A 19,838-nucleotide genomic window follows, 5' to 3' on the forward strand; every position below is an offset into this window, starting at 1 on the left:
TTCGGGTCGACGCCGCCGCCGGGACGCGTGTCAGCTGCGGGCGAGAGCGGCCGCGACGACGTCGAGGCCCTCGTTCAGCAGGTCGTCGCCGATCGACAGCGGCGGGAGGAATCGGATGACGTTGCCGTACGTGCCGCACGTGAGCACGATCACGCCCTCGGCGATGGCGGCCTTGGCCACCGCGGAGGTGAGAGCGGCGTCGGGCGCTCCCGTGGTCGGGTCGACGAACTCGGCGGCGATCATCGCCCCGTGTCCGCGGACGTCGCCGATGCGCGGATCGCTCTGCTGCAGGGCGTGCAGGCGCCCCTTCAGCACGTCGCCGATCTCGCGGGCGCGCTCCACGAACCCCTCGTTCTCGAAGGCGTCGATGGATGCCAGAGCCGCGGCGCACGCGATCGGGTTCCCGCCGTAGGTGCCGCCCAGACCGCCCGTGTGGGTGGCATCCATGATCTCGGCACGGCCGGTGACGGCCGCGAGCGGGAGGCCGCCCGCGATGCCCTTGGCGGTGGTGACGAGGTCGGGGACGATGCCGAAGTGCTCGCTGGCGAACATCGCGCCGGTGCGGGCGAAGCCCGACTGCACCTCATCCGCGATGAAGACCACACCGTTGTCACGGCACCAGTCGACGATCGCGTTGAGGAAGCCGTCGGCGGGGACGATGAAGCCGCCCTCGCCCTGGATGGGCTCGATGATGACGGCGGCGAGGTTCTCGGCGCCGACCTGCTTCTCGATGACCGCGATCGCCTTGGCCGCGGCCTCGGGACCGGTCAGACCGTCGCGGAAGGGGTACGACAGCGGAGCGCGGTAGACCTCGGCCGCGAACGGGCCGAATCCGCTCTTGTACGGCATGTTCTTCGCCGTGAGCGCCATGGTCAGGTTGGTACGGCCGTGGTAGCCGTGGTCGAACGCGACGACCGCCTGGCGCTTGGTGTACTTGCGCGCGATCTTGACGGCGTTCTCGACCGCCTCGGCGCCCGAGTTGAACAGCGCGCTCTTCTTGGCGTGATCGCCCGGGGTGAGGCGGTTGAGGGCCTCGGCCACCGACACGTAGGAGTCGTACGGCGAGATCATGAAGCAGGTGTGGGTGAAGGCGGCGACCTGCTCCTGCACGGCCTTCACGACCGCGGGGTGGGCGTTGCCGACGCTGGTCACGGCGATGCCCGAGCCGAGGTCGATGAGCGAGTTGCCGTCGGCGTCGACGACCACTCCCCCTCCGGCGGCGACCGCCTGGATCGGGACGGTGTGACCGACACCGGATGCCACGGCGGCGGCCTTTCGCTCCAGCAGCTCCTGCGAACGCGGGCCGGGGATGGCGGTGACGATGCGGCGCTCCTGGGCGAGGGACGGACCGCCGACGAGGGGAAGGGTGTCGAGGCTCATGGCGGTGATGCTACGGACGCCGCGCCGCGAGCCGCACTCTCCTGCCTGTACAGTCGCAGGCGCCGTCGTATACGAGTCGTACAGGAGCTGTCATGGCCGACACCACCCCCGCCCCGCCCAGCCTGCGCGCGCTCCTGTCCCGCCGCGACCTGCACCTGCGGCTGGTGGCCGACGACGACCTGGCTCCCGGCATCCTGGATCGCCCCGTGCGATGGGTGCACTCGAGCGACCTCGCCGATCCGACGCCCTTCCTCAGCGAGGGTCTCGTGCTGCTGACCACCGGCACCCAGTTCGGCGAGGCCACCGCCGCCGACTACGACGCCTACGTCGGCCGTCTGATCGCGCGCGGCGTGCAGGGCCTGGGCTTCGGCACGGAGGTCGTGCGCGACGGCATCCCCGCTCCCCTCGTCGATGCGTGCCGGCGGGCCGGGATGCCGCTGTTCGAGGTGCCGTACCGCACGCCCTTCATCGCCGTGGCGCGGGCGGGTGCCGAGGCGATCGCCGCCGACGCGTACGCGCGTCGCAGCTGGTCGCTCGCCGCTCAACGCGCGGTGTCGCTCGCCGCGCTGCGCCCCGACGGTCTCTCGGCCACGCTCGCCGAGCTCTCGCGACAGCTCGACTGCTGGGTGGGGCTGTACGACGCGGCGGGGGCGCTGCGCACCGCCTTCCCCGCGGGCGCCCTGCCCGCAGCCGCCGCCGACGCCCTCGCCGCGGAGGTCACGACCATGCTCCGCCGCGGCACGCGCGCCGCGGGATCGCTCGACGCCGGCGGTCGCGCCGTGAGCGTGCAGACGTTGGGACGCGGCGGGCACCTGCGCGGCGCGCTGGCCATCGAAGCCTCCGATCTCGACCACGAAGCCCGGAGCGTCGTGACCGCCGTCGTCGCCATGGCGGCCCTCGCGCTGGAGCAGCAGGACGGCCTGGGTCGGGCGATCGGCACCTTCCGCGCGGGTCTCGTGCAGTCCCTGACGACCGGCGACCCCACCCTCGCCCGCCGCTCGACACGCGATCTGTTCGGCCCGCTGCCGACGGCTCCGGTCGTGGTGGCACTGACGCCGCCCTCGGCTCTCCGGTCGACCGCGCTGACCGAGTGGCTCGAGACCCGCGCGCACGAGCAGCGCGGCGAGCTGTTCTTCGGTCGCGGCGACGACGGGGTCGTGCTGGTGGTGCCCGCGTCGGCGCGGTCGCCGCTGGAGGCGATCGCCGAACGCTTCGAAATGGTCGTGGGGTGCTCGGCCCCGACGGGATACGACGCGTTCTCCCGCGCGCTGACCCAGGCCCGGACCGCGCGCGACCGTTCGGACGATGTCGGCCTGGCCGACTTCTCCGACACCGCACGGGCCGGGCTCCTGCCGGCACTGGATTCGGAGGCGGCGCGGACGGTCGCCGCCGGCGCGCTGGCTCCGCTGCGTCAGCATGACGAGAGGGAGGGCTCGTCGTTGGTCGACACCCTCGACGCGTGGCTCGCGCACGACTGCTCGCACGAGGCGACGGCGGCAGCGCTCGGCATCCATCGCCATACCGTCCGGGCGCGTGTCGCCCTCGCGCAGCGCGTGTTGGGGCGCGACCTGTCGTCGTTCGCCGCCCGCGCGGAGCTGTGGACGGCGCTGCGGCTCGCGGGGTAGACGGGGCGCGGCGCCCGCGGGGCGGGATGCGGTGGGCGGGGCGGGATGCGGTGGGCGGGGCGGCGGCGGCACGTGATGCGGCGTGCACAACGGCGGGGGAATCTCCGACACGCCGGCCACCCTGCGACGTCGCGCGGCGTGTCGACTGAACGCCCCGCCGATGTGCACGGGGCGAGGGGTTTCGGACCTGTCCTCCCCAGGGCCGAGTTCTCCACGACCGGTGGTCGAGCCCCGGTGCGCGGCGGTCGGAGGCGGCATCGTCGAGGGATGTGCACGCGACAGACCCCGATCCGGAGGTATGCCGAGCTGCGTTCGGACGGGCTCTCCCGACGCGCCATCGCGGCTGCGGTGTCGTCCGGCGCACTGTTGCACCTCCGTCGCGGCGTGTATGCCGAGGCGGGAGCCTGTCCGCCCGTCGTCGCAGCGGCTCGGCACGGCGGCGCGCTCGCCTGCGTGACGGCGGCACGACACCTCGGGCTGTGGGTGCTGGAAGCCACCGACGACGTCCATGTATGGATGCACGGCGCGGGACACGTGCGCGCGCACGACCCCTGCGCTTGTCGACCGCATTGGGATGACGTGTCGACCGCCCGCGGTTTCGCCCCTCCTGCGATCGCGGTCGTGCTCCGCCAGATCCTGCGGTGCCGCGGTGTGGAGGAGTTCTTCGTGGCGCTCGAGTCGTCGTTGCGTCAGCTCCTTCTCACCGCCGCCGACCGCACGTGGCTTCACGAGAACGTGAACGACCTCGGGCGTGAGGCGCTGGCATTCGCACGGTCGGATGCCGACAGCGGCCTCGAGTCCCTCGTGCGATGGCGACTGCGCAACCACCAGCTCGACGTCCGTACGCAGGTGCGTGTGATCTCGGTCGGGCGCGTCGACCTCCTCATCGGCGACTGCCTCATCATCGAGGCCGATGGAGCGCCCTTCCACGACGGCGCGAGCCAGCGACACCGCGACCTGCGCCGCGACGCGCACGCGGCCGCGTGGGGCTACGTCACCCTCCGGTTCGACTACGCGCTCATCGTGCACGACTGGCCGACGGTCGAGCTGGCCATCCTCGCCTACGTCGATCGCGGACTGCACCGCTCTCGCTGAGCCGAGCGCCGACACGCCACCGGGCGGTTCTCCTTGACGGGCCTCCGGGCGACGAGACCCACGGGAGGCCGAGCTCGACGGTGAGAAACGCACCGACCGAACTCGATGCGGGGCGGCCGGGCGAAGCGGCGGGAGATCCCCCGACACGCCGCCGCACGGCATCCACCCCCGGCGTGTCCGGGCGAAGGCCCGCCGCTGTGCATACGGCCCGCCGACAGCGGGCACCCCGACCTTGGGAGCCCGACGCAGCACAACGGCGGGGAATCTCCCCGACACGCCGCCGCACGGCATCCACCCCCGGCGTGTCCGGGCGAAGGCCCGCCGTTGTGCACAGCCGCACACCCCACGACGACACGGGTCCGCACGTCCGCGACGCCGGTCACTCCAACGGGGCGTGCGCCTCCAGGAACTCGTACAGCTCGGTCGTGTCGACCCCCGGGAACGACCCCGTCGGCAGCGTCGCGAGCAGCGTCCGCGGCGTGCGCACGTTCGGCCATGCCTGTCCGCGCCACGCGTTCTCGAGCGAGGCCGGCGGCCGACGGCAGCACGTCTCGACGGCGTGCCGCGAGACGCCGCGGTTCGGGGTGTCTCGGCCGCGGAACCAGCGCGTGTCGTCGAAGCGCACGCCCACGCTCACCGAGTGCGCGCCCTCGCTGGACTGCTCAACGCGGGCGGTGCACCAGTAGGTGCCGTTGCCGGTGTCGGTGTACTGGTAGTACGGGTTGAACCGGTCGTGCTCGTCGAAGACGACGCGGCTCGTCCACCGCCGGCAGCACATCTGGCCCTCGATCGAGCCCAGGCGATCGGTCGGGAAGTTCACGTCGTCGTTCTCGTACGCCTTCGTGATCGTCCCCGACTCGTGCACCTTCAGGAAGTGCACGGGGATGCCGAGGTGCACTGTCGCGAGGTTCGTGAAACGGTGCGCGGCCGTCTCGTACGACACCGAATACGCGTCGCGCAGGTCTTCGATGCTGAGCGTGCGCCGCTCCTTCGCCTCGCGAAGCGTCGGGACGACGTGCGCCTCGGGCATGAGCAGGGCCCCGGTGAGGTAGTTCGTCTCGACGCGCTGGCGCAGGAATTCGTCGTAGCTGGTCGGCTCCCCGTGGCCGAGGATGCGGCTCGACAATGCCTGCAGCACCGCGGCGCGGGGATCGCCCTTCGCGACGGTGGTCGAGAGGTAGAGGCGGCCGTTCCTGGCATCCGCGATGCTCCGCGTCGACGACGGCAGGTCCGGCACGTAGTGCAGGGTGAAGCCGAGGTGCGCCGCGATGTCGCTCGCCCCGCGCTGCGTCAGGGGCCCGCCGGGGTGCTCGATCGCCTCGAGAATTCCGGATGCCACGCGCTCGAGCTCCGGGAAGTGGTTGTCCTGCGTGCGCATCAGGCGGCGCAGGGCGACATTGGCGCGCCGGGCCTCTTCGGGCGTGGCGGAGCGCTCCTCGCGGAGGCGTTCGATCTCGGCCTGCAGCGCGAGCATGGCTGTGAGTGCTTCGTCGGGCACCGACCGCCCCACGCGGAAGGGAGCGATGCCGAGCGCCTGGAAGGTCTGACCGCGCATCGCCCGCTCGACCGAGAGCTCCAGGGTGGCGCGGGCGTCGAGGGGCTCGGCATCCAGCAGCTGATCGAGTCGGCACGCCAGCGCGCGGGCGATCGCCTGCAGCTGCGTGAGCTTCGCCTCGCGGCGGCCGTTCTCGATCATCGACATCTGGCTGGGGGCGCGCCCGACCGCGGCGGCGAGGTCGTCGAGCGTCATGCCCCGCGCGGTGCGCAGCTGCCGGATGCGGCGGCCGATGGTGAGGGTGTCCACCTCCCCATCGTCGAGCGGGAGGGATGCCGAGGAAGCGGTGACGCCGGTGTCCATATGCGAGGTTCTCACGAAAACAGAAGATCGCGCGATCTTCACCGCATGAACACCGGTTCCGTACGCGTTTCTTCGCTCACAGTGGTCGTCACGGGGCACCGCCGCCCCGCCACCCGAAGGAGGACGACATGACGATCCAGGCCACCCCCGCCCAGCAGCCCCTGCGCCCCGGCGACCAGACCGAGACCGCCGATGAGATCCGCGCCGCGTGGGAGAACGATCCGCGGTGGGACGGCATCGAGCGCACGTACTCGGCCGAGGACGTCGTCCGCCTGCGCGGCAGCGTCCGGGAGGAGTCCACCCTCGCCCGCCGCGGGGCCGAGAACCTCTGGAACCTCCTCCACACCGAGGAGTACATCCGGGCCCTCGGCGCCTACACCGGGGGTCAGGCCGTGCAGCAGGTACGCGCGGGGCTGAAGGCCATCTACCTCAGCGGCTGGCAGGTCGCCGCCGACGGCAACCTCGCGGGCCAGACCTACCCCGACCAGAGCCTCTACCCCGCCAACAGCGTGCCCGCGGTCGTCCGCCGCATCAACAACGCCCTCCTGCGTCAGGACCAGATCGAGCGCGCCGAGGGTGAGATCACGCAGGACTGGCTCGCCCCGATCGTCGCGGATGCCGAGGCCGGCTTCGGCGGACCGCTCAACGCCTACGAGCTGGCGCAGTCGCTGATCGCGGCCGGGGCCGCCGGCATCCACTGGGAGGACCAGCTCGCGAGCGAGAAGAAGTGCGGCCACCTCGGCGGCAAGGTGCTCGTTCCGATCCAGCAGCACATCCGCACCCTCAACGCCGCGCGCCTCGCCGCCGACGTCGCGGGGGTGTCGACGGTGATCATCGCCCGCACCGATGCGCTGGCCGCCGACCTGCTCACCAGCGACGTCGACCCGAGGGATGCCGAGTTCCTCACCGGCGAGCGCACGACCGAGGGCTTCTACCGCGTGCGACCGGGGCTCGACTCGGTCATCGCGCGCGGCCTGGCCTTCGCCCCCTACGCCGACCTGCTGTGGGTGGAGACCGGCGAGCCCGACATCGAACTCGCCCGCGCCTTCGCCGAGGCGATCCACGCCCGCTACCCGGGCAAGAAGCTCGCCTACAACTGCTCGCCGAGCTTCAACTGGAAGCGCCACCTCGACGATGAGCAGATCGCCACGTTCCAGGCCGACCTGGCCGCCCTCGGCTACGCCTTCCAGTTCATCACCCTGGCCGGATTCCACGCCGTCAACCACTCGATGTTCGACCTCGCCCGCGGTTACGCCGAGCGCGCCATGAGCGCGTACGTCGAGCTGCAGGAGGCCGAGTTCGCCGCCGAAGCCGACGGCTACACCGCCACGCGCCACCAGCGCGAAGCGGGCACCGGCTACTTCGACGTCGTCTCCACCGCGCTCAACCCCGACAGCGCGACCCTCGCCCTGGCCGGCTCGACCGAGACCGCCCAGTTCCACTGATCCGGGCGACGCCCTCGCCCCTTCCCTCGAACCTCGTCCCACTTATGGCGGACCTCGTCCCACACATGGCCACTCGGGCCGCCCCCGAGGAGCCATCTTCGGGACACGGTCTGCACGCGGCCCACCCCGCCGCGCCCCTCTCCGCTGCGCTCCACCCCGCCGCGCCCCTCTCCGCTGCGCACCGCCACCTCGTCCCACTTATCGCGGACCATGTCCCACATATGGCCACTCGGGCCGCCCCCGAGTAGCCATTTTCGGGACATGGTCTGCGGGAGAGGGGCGGAGCGCGATACAGACAGAAAGCCAGGACCATGACCCTCATCACCTCTCCCCCGCCCACCGGTACCCGCAGCGACGGACGCCTCGCGCCGAGCACCCCGACGGACCGCACGGCCGAGGGATCCCGGATGCCGAGCGCTCCGGCATCCACCCCCCACCTGCGTCTCGAACGCCCCCTCGAGGGCCGGGATGCCGAGATCCTCACCCCCGCCGCGATCGCGTTCCTGACGGACCTGCACGACCGCTTCGCCCGCCGCCGGCACGACCGGCTCGCCGCGCGGCTGCGTCGCCGCTTCGAGATCGGCACGGGCGACGACCCGCACTTCCGAGCCGACACCGCGCACATCCGCGAGGATCCGTCGTGGCGCGTGGCCGGCGCCGGCCCCGGGCTGGAGGACCGCCGCGTCGAGATCACCGGCCCCACCGACCCGAAGATGACGATCAACGCGCTCAACTCCGGAGCGCGGGTGTGGCTGGCCGACCAGGAGGATGCCACCTCCCCCACCTGGCGCAACGTGATCGGCGGGCAGCTGTCGCTGTTCGACGCGATCCGCGGCCAGCTGTCGTTCACGAGCCCCGAGGGCAAGCGCTACGAGGTCACCGCCGAGCGCACCCCGACGATCGTGATGCGCCCGCGCGGCTGGCACCTGCCCGAGAAGCACGTGAGCTTCATCGATCGCTCGGGTCGGGAGCTGCCGGCATCCGGGTCGCTCGTCGACTACGGCCTGTACGTGTTCCACAACGCGCACGCCCTGATCGCGGCGGGCCGAGGACCGTACTTCTACCTCCCCAAGATCGAGTCGGCCGAGGAAGCCCGCCTGTGGGACGACGTGTTCTCGTTCACCGAGGAGCGTCTGGGGCTCGCGCACGGCACGATCCGCGCCACGGTGCTGATCGAGACGCTGCCGGCCGCGTTCGAGATGGAGGAGATCCTCTTCGCCCTCCGCGACCACTGCGCGGGCCTGAACGCCGGACGCTGGGACTACATCTTCTCGATCATCAAGACCTACCGCGGCCGGGGGGCCCGCTTCGTCCTCCCCGACCGCAGCGAGGTGACGATGACGGTCCCCTTCATGCGGGCCTACACCGAGCTGCTCGTGCAGACGTGCCACAAGCGCGGCGCCTACGCGATCGGCGGCATGAGCGCCTTCATTCCGAACCGCCGGCGCCCCGAGGTGACCGAGGCGGCGTTCGAGAAGGTCGCCGCCGACAAGCGTCGCGAGGCCGGCGACGGGTTCGACGGCACCTGGGTGGCCCACCCCGACCTCATCCCCGTGGCGCGCGCCGAGTTCGACGCGGTGCTCGGCGACGAACCGAACCAGCTCGGGCGGACACGCGAGGAGGTGTCGGTCGAGCCGGCCGACCTGCTCGACGTGCGCATCGGACGCCCCGTGACCGCCGCGGGCGTGCGCGGCAACGTGTCGGTGGCGATCCGCTACATCGAGGCGTGGCTGCGGGGCCTGGGCGCCGTCGCCATCGACGACCTCATGGAAGACGCCGCGACCGCCGAGATCTCGCGCTCGCAGATCTGGCAGTGGATCCACCAGGACCACCGCACCGCCGAGGGCACCCCGATCACCCGCGAGTACGTCGAGTCGATGGTGCGGGACGTGATGGCCGATGCGCCCCGCGCGGCCGGCGACCGGTTCGACGACGCCGCCGCGGTGTTCCGCGAGGTGGCACTGCGCGAGGAGTTCCCGGCCTTCCTCACCCTGCCGGCGTACGCGAAGCACCTGGACTGACCGGATGCCGAGGGGCCGGGGCCACGAGCCTCGGCCCCTCACCCGTGCCGGCCGGGCCCCGCGCTCGGCGAGGCGCCCCGAGCCGAACGTCCGTCAAGGCCAACACCCGTCAGGGCCGCACCCGTCAGGGCCGCGCCGGGTCGATCGGCGCGAACGGGCGCAGGCTCTCGCGCGACGTGAGCTTGGACGCGGCGAGCGATCCCGCGACGGCGAGGAAGATCGGCAGCAGCAGGTCGAACCCGGTGTTCGTGAACTCGATGACGAGGGCGATCGCGGTGAACGGAGCCCTCATGTTGGATGCCAGGAACGCAGCCGCCGCGACGATCGCCAGCGCCGTGCCGTCTGCTCCGGGCCAGACGAACGCCCACCCCGCCGCCGCGGCGGCGCCGAGGGCCGCGCCGATGGCGACCGAGGGCTGCAGGGTGCCGCCGATGGCCCCCGACCCCAGCGACAGGGCGGTCGCGACGTACTTCAGCACGGCGAGCGCGATGAGCAGCAGCGCGGGCTGCGAGAGGTCGAAACCGGCGGTCGCCAGGGCGCGGCCGTTGCCGAGGATCAGCGGGAAGGCCGCCCCGACCGCCCCGACGGCCGTGAACGTCAGCGGCAGGACGACCAGGAGCTTCCACCCCTCGGGACGGAAACGCGCGAGCTTCTTCGTCACCGTGGCGAAGCTCGTCGCTCCCCATCCCATGAGCGGGCCGATGAGGATCGCGGCGACGATGAGCGACGCGTTCACCTCGACCGAGCCGACCGAGTAGAGCGACCCGTCCCCCACGAGCGGACGCGCGACGAGCGTGGCGATGGTGCTGACGGTCAGCGCCACCACCGCCGCGCCCACGCTGAACTGCGCGAGCAGGATCTCCACCGCGAACAGGGCCCCGGCGAGGGGCACGTTGTACACGGCGGCAAGGCCCGCCCCCGCGGCCGAGGCGATGAGGATGCGGCACCATCGTGCGTCGAGGCCCAACCACCGCACGACCTTCGAGCCCGCCATCGCCGACAGCTCCCGTGGGGCCACCTCCTTGCCGATCGAGGCGCCCATCGCCACCGACCCCACCTGGATGACGGTGTCGGCGAGCGTCTCCCACCACGGCATCCGGGCTCCGTCGACGCCCTGCTCGACCGTGGCGAGCTTTCGCCCGAAGCGGCGGAGCAGGTACCAGCCGAGCGCCGCGACGACGCCCGCGCCGCCGACCGTGACGATCGGGAGCCACCACACCGACGGGTACGCGAGGCCGTCGAGGAACGGACCCTCTTCATGGCCCCACACCAGGTGCTCGAGGCTGTGCACGATCCACACGAGCAGCAGCACGGCGAGCCCCGTGGTCACGCCCACGACGAGGGTCGCGATCCCCAGCCGGGTGAGGGAGGCGAATCCGCGTCGACGGGAGCGGAGGGGCGTGGCGGTCTGAGCGGTCACCCCGCCACGCTAATCGACCCATGTTTCGTGTTCCGACCGGCGGTAGCCTGACCGCATGACGCCCCCGCCGGTCGCCGCCCGCCGCCCCGCCGACGTGCTCGGCATCATCGCCGCGTGCATCGCCGCCGTCGTGATCGTGCCGACCCTCGCCGTCTTCCTCATCGGCCTCGTCCCCGAGATGAACGCGATCTGGTGGCTCGGCATCGTGCTGCTTCCGCTTCTCGTGCTCGACGGCGTCGTCGTGATCCTGCTCTCGGTGATCGGCCTGATCGTCGCCGCCCGCCGGGAGGGTCGGCGCGCGTGGTCGATCGTGGCGCTGGGTCTCGGCATCCTGATGCTCGTTCCGGCGGCGTTGATCTGGGGGCCCTGGTCGTCATGACCCTGGGGCCGAAAGCGCGGAAACACTAGGCTCGGACTCGTGACTTCCCGCGCTCCGCTCTCCCGCAAGCTCTCCGCCATCGCCGAGTCCGCGACCCTGAAGGTCGACGCCAAGGCCAAGGCCCTCCAGGCCGCCGGTCGCCCCGTCATCTCGTACGCGGCCGGCGAGCCCGACTTCGCCACCCCGTCGTTCATCGTGGATGCCGCGGCGAAGGCGCTGCAGGATCCCAAGAACTACCGCTACACCCCCGCGGCCGGACTCCCCGTGCTGCGCGAGGCGATCGCCGCCAAGACGCTGCGCGACTCGGGTCTCGAGGTCGCCCCCTCGCAGGTCATCGTGACGAACGGCGGCAAGCAGTCGGTGTACCAGGCGTTCCAGACCGTGGTGAACCCCGGCGACGAGGTGCTGCTTCCCGCGCCGTACTGGACCACCTACCCCGAGGCCATCGCCCTCGCCGACGGCACGCCCGTCGAGGTCTTCGCCGGCGCTGATCAGGACTACAAGGTCACCGTCGCCCAGCTCGAGGCGGCTCGCACCGACAAGACGACGGTGCTCGTGTTCGTGTCCCCCTCGAACCCGACCGGTTCGGTCTACACGCCCGAGGAGACCGCCGAGATCGGCCGCTGGGCGCTCGAGCACGGCATCTGGGTCATCACCGACGAGATCTACCAGAACCTCACCTACGAGGGCGTGCGCGCCGTCTCGATCGTCGAGGCCGTGCCCGAGCTTGCGCAGCAGACCATCCTCGTCAACGGTGTCGCGAAGACGTACGCCATGACCGGATGGCGCGTGGGCTGGATGGTGGGACCGGCGGATGCCATGAAGCTCGCCGGCAACCTGCAGTCGCACTTGTCGAGCAACGTCAACAACGTCGCCCAGCTCGCCGCCGCGGCCGCCCTGAACGGACCGCAGGACGAGGCCGAGCAGTTCCGTCTCGCCTTCGACCGCCGGCGGAAGCTGATCGTCTCGGAGCTGTCGAAGATCGACGGCGTCGAGGTGCCCAACCCGCTCGGCGCGTTCTACGTCTACCCCGACGTGCAAGGCCTGCTGAACCGCACGTGGGAGGGCGTGACGCCCACGACCTCGCTCGAGCTCGCCGACCTCATCCTCGAGAAGGCCGAGGTCGCCGTGGTCCCCGGCGAGGCCTTCGGCCCGAGCGGCTACCTGCGCCTGTCGTACGCCCTCGGCGACGACCAGCTGCTCGAGGGCGTCCAGCGCCTCCAGCGCCTGTTCGCCTGAGCTCCCTCGCGCGAGTCGCCAAGAATTGTCGCCTTCGGGGAACCTCAAGCGACAATTCTTGGCGACTCACGCGGGGCTGGGGATAAGTCCGACCGCGTTCTCGGACGGCGCGGCACGATCGACGGATGCCGTCGAACTCGCGACCCGAAGGACCCGCTGCCGCTTTCACCATCGCCGAGGGCGCCGCGCACGGGCTCACACCGAGTACCTTGCGCTCGAGAGCGTGGGCAGCGGCGCACAGCGGCATCCGGATCGCCCCTGAGGCTTCGGGACGCGAGAGCCTGGCCGCGTTGCTGCGAGCCGTGCCGGGTCGCTCGTTCGTCTGCGGTCCGTCCGCAGCGATCCTTCACGGCCTTCCCCTACCCGGACCGGTGGAGGTGCGGGCGAGGGAGTGCCCCGTCATCGGCGTGCCCGCCGGGTCGAACCGGATCCGCCGTCCGGGCGTCGTCGGCCGCTCGCTCCTGGTCGCCCCGGGCGATCTCGTCGAGGTGGACGGCATCCGGTGCACCTCGCCGCTGCGCACGTGGGCAGAGCTCGCCGAGACGCTCAGCGTCGCGCAGCTGACCGCTGTCTCCGACCGGCTCATCTCACGTCGACATCCGATGGCCACTCGCGAGGACCTCGAGAGAACCCATCGACGGTTTCTCGGCGGTCGCGGATCGAAGCGCCGTCGCCTCGCGGTCGACTTCGCCGACGAGGCGGCGGAGTCGCCGAAGGAATCCGAATTGAGGGTGCTGCTGATCATGGCGGGGCTGCCCGCACCGGAGACCAACGTCGAGATCTACGACGGTTCACGTTTCGTCGCGCGGGTGGATCTGCTCTACCGGTCCGCGCGGCAGATCATCGAATACGACGGCGATCATCATCGCGATCCCGACCAGTGGAGCCGCGACCAGATTCGGAGGGCAGAACTGGAGTCTCTCGGGTACCGCATGACGGTCGTGACCCGCCGCGACTTCGACGCCCCCGCCGCCCTCATCTCCCGCATCCGTCGCCTTCTCGCGGCACCCGCGTGAGCTGCCAGAATTTGTCGCTTCAGAGATCACGTAGGCGACAAATCTTGGCGACTCGCGCGGGAGGGGACGGGCTACAGCTCGACGTTCACCAGGACGGGCTCGGGCTGCAGAACGAGGCCGAACTCGGCCGCGACGCGGTTCTGCACGAAGCGGGCGAGCTGGGCGATCTCGGCCGCGGTCGCCTCGCCGCGATTGGTCAACGCGAGCGTGTGCTTGGTCGACAGACCGGCGCGCGAGCGCGGGAAGCGGAAGCCGCGCGAGAGCCCGGCGTTCTCGATGAGCCACGCGGCGCTCACCTTGACCTGGCGGTTCTCGACCGGCGGCGGGGGAAGGATGCCGTCGAACGCGGCGAGCGGGATCACGGTCACCGGGTCGAGGGCCGGGCCCATCGGCCACTTCGGGCACGCGTCGGGCAGGGTGCGCGCGAACGCCTCCGAGACGATCGCGTTCTGGAAGAACGAGCCGGCGCTCCACGTGTCGGGGTCTTCGGCGTCGAGCACCATGCCCTTGCGGGCGCGCGTGGCGAGCACGTGGTCGCGGATCCATCGCAACGACACGGACTGCTCGGCATCCAGCCCCAGGGCGCCGCGCAACTGCTCCCCGGCGATCGGACGCTCGTCCGTGCCGACGCGCTCGAGCTCAAGCGTGACCGACAGGATGACGGCGGGCCGCTCCGGCACGGAGCCGTAGTGGTGCTTCAGGACCGATGTGCGGAAACCGAGACCGAGATCGGATGCCGAGACGCGCGCCACCTCGCCGGTGGACTCGTCGATCAGCTCGACCTCGACGAGCGTCTGCACGATCTCCTGCCCGTAGGCGCCCACGTTCTGCACCGGTGCCGCGCCGACGGTGCCCGGGATGCCCGACATCGCCTCGACTCCGGCGTAACCGCGGGCGACCGTCTCGGCGACGAAGGCGTCCCAGTCGTGTCCGGCCTGCACGCGCAGACGCACGGTGTCGGGCCGCGAGCCGGGGAGCTCCTCGATGCCGGAGGTGCGCACGCGGATCACCGTGCCCTCGAACGGCTCATCGCCGACGAAGAGATTGGATCCCCCGCCGAGGACGAACCACGGCTCGCCGTCGGCCCACGCCTCGCGCAGCGCCGCGACGAGCTCGTCCGTCGTCGCCGCCTCGACGAGGCGCGCGGGCGCCCCGCCGGTGCGCAGCGTCGTGAGCTGCGAGAGCGGAACCGGAGCGACCTCGGGCATCAGCGCAGCCGCACCCGCACCTGCGCCTTGCCCAGGACGGTGGTCTCGGCGAAGGTCACGGTGAGGTCGATGCGCGCGGTCTCGTCGTCGACGACGCCGACCTTGGCGCTCACGTGCAGATCCGCGCCCGTTTCGGGGTCGACGACGACCGGGCGCGTGAAACGCACGCCGTACTCGGCGATGCGACCGCTGTCGCCGAGCGCCTCGGCGAGGGTGCCGACGGCGATGCCCATCGTGAGCATCCCGTGGGCGAGGACGCCCGGGAGCCCGACGGCAGCGGCGACGTCGTCGCGATAGTGGATGGGGTTGAAGTCCCCCGACGCGCCGGCGTAGCGCACGAGCGACTCGCGCGTGAGGTGGACCGAGCGTTCGGCGATGACCTCGCCCACGGTGAACTCGCTCATGCGCCGGCCTCCCCCGCGAGCAGGACGCTCGTCGTCGTCACGACGTGGGCGCCGGTGGCATCCACGATCTCCGCTTCGCTGGTGATCATGGCGTTGCCACCCATCGAACGGATGCCGGTGACCGACAGCGTCGCGACGAGCTCGTCGCCGGCGACGATCGGACGCGTGTAGCGGAAACGCTGTTCGGCGTGCACGAGACGCGAGAGCTCGATGCCGGACTCGGGGTCGCCGAGCAGCTGCTGGAGAGTGAGGTCTTGCACGACCATCGCGAAGGTCGGCGGGGCCACGACGTCGTCGTAGCCGAGGGCGCGCGCAGCCTCGGGGTCGGAGTGCTGCGGGGCGGCGGCGAAGACGGCGCGCGCGAACTCGCGCACCTTCTCGCGACCGACGAGGTACGGCGCGGTCGGCGGGAAGGCTCGGCCGACCAATTCGGGGTTCACGGGCACCGGGTCAGTCTACCGAGAGGCTCTGGTGGGGCTGTGCCCGTGGCATCCGTCTCCCCGTCCGCCGTCTCGGGAGGGTGCGCAGAGACCGACGGGCCCCCGCGAACCGCGCGACGCCGCGGTGCGCCAGGGCGTCAGCGCTGGTGGCGGCCGCGAACGGCCTTCACCGCGATCTGCGAGGCGATGAAGACGAGGAAGATCGAGAAGAGCACGTTGGCCACGAACGGATCGACCGCCTTGGCGATCTGGGCGCCGAGGGCCGTCGTCGCGCACGCGGCGACGCCGACGCACACGGCCGCGACGAGATCGACGTTCTTCCGGCGCAGGTTGCCGACCGTGCCCGACACGGCGGTCGGGATCATCATCAGCAGCGACGTGCCCTTGGCGACGAGGTCGCTCGTCCCGAACAGCAGCAGCAGCGCCGGGACGACGATGATGCCGCCGCCCACGCCGAGCAGTCCCGCCAGGATGCCGGTGACCACCCCCAGCACGGCGAGGCCGGGCCCGGTGACCCAGGTGAGCACGAGGTCGGCGTCGCGCGAGGGGATGACGAAGTAGAGGCTCACGATGACCGCGACGAGGAAGGCGACGAACGCCCATCGCAGGGCGGTCTGCGAGAGCTTGGGCAGCAGCCACGTGCCGATCTGCGCCCCGCCGACCGCGCCGGCCGCGAGGATCAGCGCCGGGAGCCAGGCGACGTGCCCGTCGACGGCGTAGGTGATGACTCCGACGGATGCCGTGGGCACGATCGCCGCGAGGGAGGTGCCGGCGGCGAGGCGCTGGTCGAAGCCGAGCAGCAGGACGAGCAGCGGCACGATGACGGTCCCGCCGCCGACACCGAACAGGCCCGACATCAGCCCCGCGAGCAGTCCGACTCCGACGCAGACGACGTAGAGGCGGGCGGTGCGGGGCGGGCGGGTCTCGAGCGTCACGGGGGTCCTCGGGGTCGTGGGGGGCGAGCGCGTCTCGCCGACGCCCCAGTCTTCCACTCCTCCGCGCCGTCGCCGCCGACGACCGGTCGTCGCGGACGGACCCGGAAACGAAAGCGGCCCCCGGTGGTCCGAAGCCGCGTCCACCGGGGGCCGTCGCCCTCACAGGTCAAAGCAGGACGGTGACCCGAACACCGGACTGCGACCACTCGCGTGAGGGTGCGACAGGAATGACGATAGAGAGCCCGATCGCCGCGATTCGACCCATTGACACTGATTACTAGAGCTGCTAACTATTTAGACCACTGATCTCTTGGTAGCGCTCCCGGGAATGGGTCCGGTTCCGTCGCGGTTGTCCTCGGGCATGACAACCGTAGGAATCATCGGCGCAGGAAACATCGGTTCGGCTCTCGCACAGGGCTTCGCGGATCACGGTTACGACGTGGTCATCGCGAACTCCCGTGGGCCGGAGACCCTGGGCGACCTGGTCGCCTCGGTGGGCGACCGCGCTCGCGCCGCCACCGCCGAGGAGGCCGCCGAGGCCGGCGACATCGTCGTGGTGACCGTGCCCCTGAAGGCGATCGACGACCTCCCCGTCGCCCCGCTCGCCGGCAAGACCGTTCTCGACACCAACAACTACTACTTCGAGCGCGACGGTCGCATCGCGGCTCTCGATGAGAAGGAGACCACCACCTCGCAGATGCTGCAGGAGCGCCTCCCCCAGTCGGTCGTCGTGAAGGCGTTCAACCACATCCCCGCCGCCGACATCCTCACCGACGGTGCCCCCGCCGGTAGCGCGGACCGCCGCGCGCTCGCGACGTCGAGCGACTCCGACGAGGCCGTCGACCTCGTCACCCGCATCTACGACCAGTTCGGTTTCGACACGGTGAACGTCGGCCCGCTCGCCGAGAGCTGGCGCGTCGAGCGCGACCAGCCCGCGTACGTCGTGCGTCAGACCCGCACCGAGCTCGAGCAGAACCTGGCCCGCGCCGAACGCTGACCCTCTCCCCTCGCGCGAGGCGTCGGAATTCGTCTCCCGGGGAGGCCCCGGAGCGACGAATCCCGCCGACTCACCTGAGAAATGAACGAACCCGGCCCCGCAAATCGCGAGGGCCGGGTTTCGTCGTTTCCGGGCGCGGTCAGAGGGCCGCGAGGGCCTGGTCCACGTCGGCGATGAGGTCGTCGACCGACTCGATGCCGACCGACAGGCGCACGATGGTCTCGGGAACGGCCAGCTCGGTGCCGCGGACCGAGGCGTGGGTCATGGCATCCGGGTAGTTCACCAGCGACTCGACGCCGCCGAGGGACTCGGCGAGGGTGAACAGGCGGGTGGACTCGGCGAAGCGGCGCGCGGCCGCGCCGTCGGCCAACTCGAGCGACACGATGCCGCCGAAGCCGCTCATCTGCGCCGCGGCGAGCGCGTGCCCGGGGTGCGTGGGAAGCCCGGGGTAGTAGACCTTCGCGACGCGGTCGTGGGCGAGCAGGTGCTCGGCGACGGCCTGCGCGTTGGAGCTGTGACGCTGCATGCGCACGGCGAGGGTCTTGATTCCGCGCGTGGTCAGGTAGGCGTCGAACGGGCCCGAGACGGCGCCCGCGGCGAACTGCAGGAACTGCACCTTCTCGGCCAGCGCGGCGTCGGCGAACGCGAGGGCGCCGCCCACCACGTCGCTGTGCCCGCCGAGGTACTTCGTCGCGGAGTGCACCACCACGTCGGCGCCGAGCGAGAGCGGGCGCTGCAGGGCGGGCGAGGCGAAGGTGTTGTCGACGACGACGATGGACCCGGCCGCGTGACCGAGTCGCGCGAGACCGGCGATGTCGGTGATGCGCAGCATCGGGTTGCTGGGCGTCTCGACCCAGACCATCTTCGGCGCGCGTTCCTCGATGGCCGCGGTCACGGCATCCAGGTCGCTCATGTCGACGACGCGCAGCTTCACGCCCCAGGGGCCGAGCACGCGCGCGAGCAGGCGGTAGGTGCCGCCGTAGACGTCGTTGCCGAGGAGCACCTCGTCGCCCGGGACGAGGGCGGCGCGCAGCAGGGCGTCCTCGCCGGCGAGACCCGAGGCGAAGGACAGCGCGCGGGCGCCGCCCTCGAGGGCGGCGATCTGCGTCTCGAGCGCGGTGCGCGTGGGGTTGCCGCTGCGGCCGTACTCGTACCCGCCGCGCAGGCCCCCGATGCCGTCTTGCGCGTACGTCGTCGAGACGTGGATCGGCGGGATGACCGCGCCGGTGGTCTCGTCGGGCGCCTGGCCCGCGTGGACGGCGAGGCTGTCGAAACCGCGGGCGGCGTCGTGGGTGCTCATGCGGAGTGCTCCTGGGAGGTCGGGGGAAGGACGGATGCCGACGGCTCGACCTCGTAACCGCGGGCGGTCATCCAGTCGTCGTCGAAGATCTTGCTGAGGTAGCCGCGGCCGTGGTCGGGCAGGACAACGACCACCACGGCCTCGGCCGGGAGGTCGCGGGCGACGCGCAGGGCGCCCACGACGGCCATGCCGCTCGAACCGCCGACGAGCAGGCCCTCCTCGCGGGCCAGGCGACGCGTCATGGCGAAGGACTCGGCATCCGAGACGCGCTCGTACCCGTCGACGAGGGTGGGGTCGAAGGCGGGGGGCCAGAAATCTTCGCCGACGCCCTCGACGTCGTAGCCGTGGATGTCGCCGCCCGAGTAGATCGAGCCGACGGGATCGACCCCGACGATGCGCACGGAGGAGCCGGCGACCTCGCGCAGGTAGCGTCCGGTTCCGGTGATGGTGCCGCCGGTGCCGACGCCGGCGACGAAGTGCGTGAGGGCGCCGTCGGTGTCGCGCCAGATCTCGGGACCGGTCGTCTCGTAGTGACTGCGCGGTCCGTTCGGGTTGGCGTACTGGTTGGGCTTGAACGCCCCGGGGATCTCGCGCACGAGACGGTCCGAGACGCTGTAGTACGAGTCGGGGTCGTCGGGCTCGACGTTCGTCGGCGTGACGACGACCTCGGCGCCGTAGGCGCGCAGCACCGCGCGCTTGTCCTCCGCGACCTTGTCGGGGACGACGAACACGCACCGGTATCCGCGCTGCTGCGCCACGAGGGCGAGGCCCACGCCGGTGTTGCCGCTGGTGGGCTCGACGATCACGCCGCCCGGTTGCAGCAGACCGTCGCGCTCGGCGGCATCCACGATGTTGGCCGCGATGCGGTCCTTGGCGGAGCCACCGGGGTTGAAGTACTCGATCTTGGCGAGCACCGTGGCGGCGATGCCGTCGGTGACGCGGGACAGGCGGACGAGGGGGGTGTTGCCGACGAGGTCGGCGACGCTCTGGGCGTAACGCACGATGGCATCCTGAGGGGTTGGGGGCGCCCGAGGCGGGCGCGGCTGACGGGGTCGTCGAAAGAGAACGCGGGGGCG

At 71.5% G+C, this 19,838-nt stretch carries 17 protein-coding genes; 8 read left to right on the forward strand and 9 right to left on the reverse strand.

Annotated elements, in window-relative coordinates; genetic code table 11:
• Positions 1-30: 30 nt before the first annotated feature.
• Positions 31-1,380, reverse strand: a complete 1,350-nt coding sequence (gene gabT, locus Q0818_RS09250) for a 4-aminobutyrate--2-oxoglutarate transaminase (protein ID WP_298873792.1) — start codon at positions 1,378-1,380, stop codon at positions 31-33.
• Positions 1,381-1,472: 92 nt separating this feature from the next.
• Here gabT and Q0818_RS09255 point away from each other — a divergent pair, with 92 nt between their 5' ends.
• The gene (locus Q0818_RS09255) at positions 1,473-3,005 is read left to right on the forward strand and encodes a PucR family transcriptional regulator (RefSeq protein ID WP_298873794.1); all 1,533 of its coding nucleotides are present in this window, start codon (positions 1,473-1,475) and stop codon (positions 3,003-3,005) included.
• 267 nt (positions 3,006-3,272) lie between these two features.
• Positions 3,273-4,100 carry an endonuclease domain-containing protein gene (locus Q0818_RS09260; protein ID WP_298873796.1) on the forward strand — a complete coding sequence of 276 codons (828 nt, stop codon included), beginning with the start codon at positions 3,273-3,275 and terminating at the stop codon, positions 4,098-4,100.
• 379 nt (positions 4,101-4,479) lie between these two features.
• Here Q0818_RS09260 and Q0818_RS09265 read toward each other — a convergent pair whose 3' ends face one another.
• Entirely contained in the window at positions 4,480-5,958 is a 1,479-nt protein-coding gene (locus Q0818_RS09265) for a helix-turn-helix transcriptional regulator (protein ID WP_298874243.1), read from the reverse strand.
• Between the two features lie 128 nt (positions 5,959-6,086).
• Here Q0818_RS09265 and aceA point away from each other — a divergent pair, with 128 nt between their 5' ends.
• Positions 6,087-7,403: an isocitrate lyase gene (gene aceA / locus Q0818_RS09270; protein WP_298873798.1), complete on the forward strand. Its 1,317-nt coding sequence runs from the start codon at positions 6,087-6,089 to the stop codon at positions 7,401-7,403.
• 407 nt (positions 7,404-7,810) lie between these two features.
• Complete coding sequence (aceB, locus tag Q0818_RS09275; protein WP_298874245.1) at positions 7,811-9,424, forward strand: malate synthase A; 1,614 nt, start codon at positions 7,811-7,813, stop codon at positions 9,422-9,424.
• Positions 9,425-9,548: 124 nt separating this feature from the next.
• Here the strand turns inward: aceB and Q0818_RS09280 are convergent, their stop codons facing one another.
• Positions 9,549-10,844 (reverse strand): chloride channel protein, encoded by a 1,296-nt coding sequence (locus tag Q0818_RS09280; RefSeq protein WP_298873800.1) that lies wholly within the window; start codon positions 10,842-10,844, stop codon positions 9,549-9,551.
• Between the two features lie 55 nt (positions 10,845-10,899).
• On the opposite strand from Q0818_RS09280, the gene Q0818_RS09285 reads away from it, so the two are divergent.
• From Q0818_RS09285 to Q0818_RS09295, 3 genes are all read left to right on the forward strand, one after another.
• Positions 10,900-11,223 carry a hypothetical protein gene (locus Q0818_RS09285; RefSeq protein ID WP_298873802.1) on the forward strand — a complete coding sequence of 108 codons (324 nt, stop codon included), beginning with the start codon at positions 10,900-10,902 and terminating at the stop codon, positions 11,221-11,223.
• Between the two features lie 39 nt (positions 11,224-11,262).
• Complete coding sequence (locus Q0818_RS09290) at positions 11,263-12,462, forward strand: pyridoxal phosphate-dependent aminotransferase (RefSeq protein ID WP_298873804.1); 1,200 nt, start codon at positions 11,263-11,265, stop codon at positions 12,460-12,462.
• A 290-nt stretch (positions 12,463-12,752) separates the two neighbouring features.
• On the forward strand, positions 12,753-13,478 hold the full coding sequence (locus Q0818_RS09295; RefSeq protein WP_298873806.1) for a hypothetical protein: 726 nt from the start codon (positions 12,753-12,755) through the stop codon (positions 13,476-13,478).
• Between the two features lie 71 nt (positions 13,479-13,549).
• Here the strand turns inward: Q0818_RS09295 and Q0818_RS09300 are convergent, their stop codons facing one another.
• From Q0818_RS09300 to Q0818_RS09315, 4 genes are all read right to left on the reverse strand, one after another.
• A complete protein-coding gene (locus Q0818_RS09300) occupies positions 13,550-14,686 on the reverse strand; it encodes a UDP-N-acetylmuramate dehydrogenase (RefSeq protein WP_298873808.1) in 1,137 nt (378 codons plus the stop codon).
• Positions 14,686-15,090, reverse strand: a complete 405-nt coding sequence (locus Q0818_RS09305; RefSeq protein ID WP_298873810.1) for a MaoC/PaaZ C-terminal domain-containing protein — start codon at positions 15,088-15,090, stop codon at positions 14,686-14,688. Before Q0818_RS09305 ends, Q0818_RS09300 begins: the two co-directional genes overlap by 1 nt.
• A complete protein-coding gene (locus Q0818_RS09310) occupies positions 15,087-15,536 on the reverse strand; it encodes a MaoC family dehydratase N-terminal domain-containing protein (protein ID WP_298873811.1) in 450 nt (149 codons plus the stop codon). Before Q0818_RS09310 ends, Q0818_RS09305 begins: the two co-directional genes overlap by 4 nt.
• 131 nt (positions 15,537-15,667) lie before the next feature.
• The gene (locus Q0818_RS09315) at positions 15,668-16,465 is read right to left on the reverse strand and encodes a sulfite exporter TauE/SafE family protein (RefSeq protein ID WP_298873812.1); all 798 of its coding nucleotides are present in this window, start codon (positions 16,463-16,465) and stop codon (positions 15,668-15,670) included.
• Positions 16,466-16,826: 361 nt separating this feature from the next.
• Here Q0818_RS09315 and Q0818_RS09320 point away from each other — a divergent pair, with 361 nt between their 5' ends.
• On the forward strand, positions 16,827-17,462 hold the full coding sequence (locus Q0818_RS09320) for an NAD(P)-binding domain-containing protein (protein WP_298873814.1): 636 nt from the start codon (positions 16,827-16,829) through the stop codon (positions 17,460-17,462).
• A 139-nt stretch (positions 17,463-17,601) separates the two neighbouring features.
• Here the strand turns inward: Q0818_RS09320 and Q0818_RS09325 are convergent, their stop codons facing one another.
• The gene (locus Q0818_RS09325; protein ID WP_298873817.1) at positions 17,602-18,762 is read right to left on the reverse strand and encodes a cystathionine gamma-synthase; all 1,161 of its coding nucleotides are present in this window, start codon (positions 18,760-18,762) and stop codon (positions 17,602-17,604) included.
• Entirely contained in the window at positions 18,759-19,763 is a 1,005-nt protein-coding gene (locus Q0818_RS09330; RefSeq protein WP_298873819.1) for a pyridoxal-phosphate dependent enzyme, read from the reverse strand. Before Q0818_RS09330 ends, Q0818_RS09325 begins: the two co-directional genes overlap by 4 nt.
• Positions 19,764-19,838: the final 75 nt, after the last annotated feature.

The sequence above is a fragment of the uncultured Microbacterium sp. genome (assembly GCF_947489255.1).
GTDB classification, from domain to species: Bacteria; Actinomycetota; Actinomycetes; order Actinomycetales; family Microbacteriaceae; genus Microbacterium; species Microbacterium phycohabitans.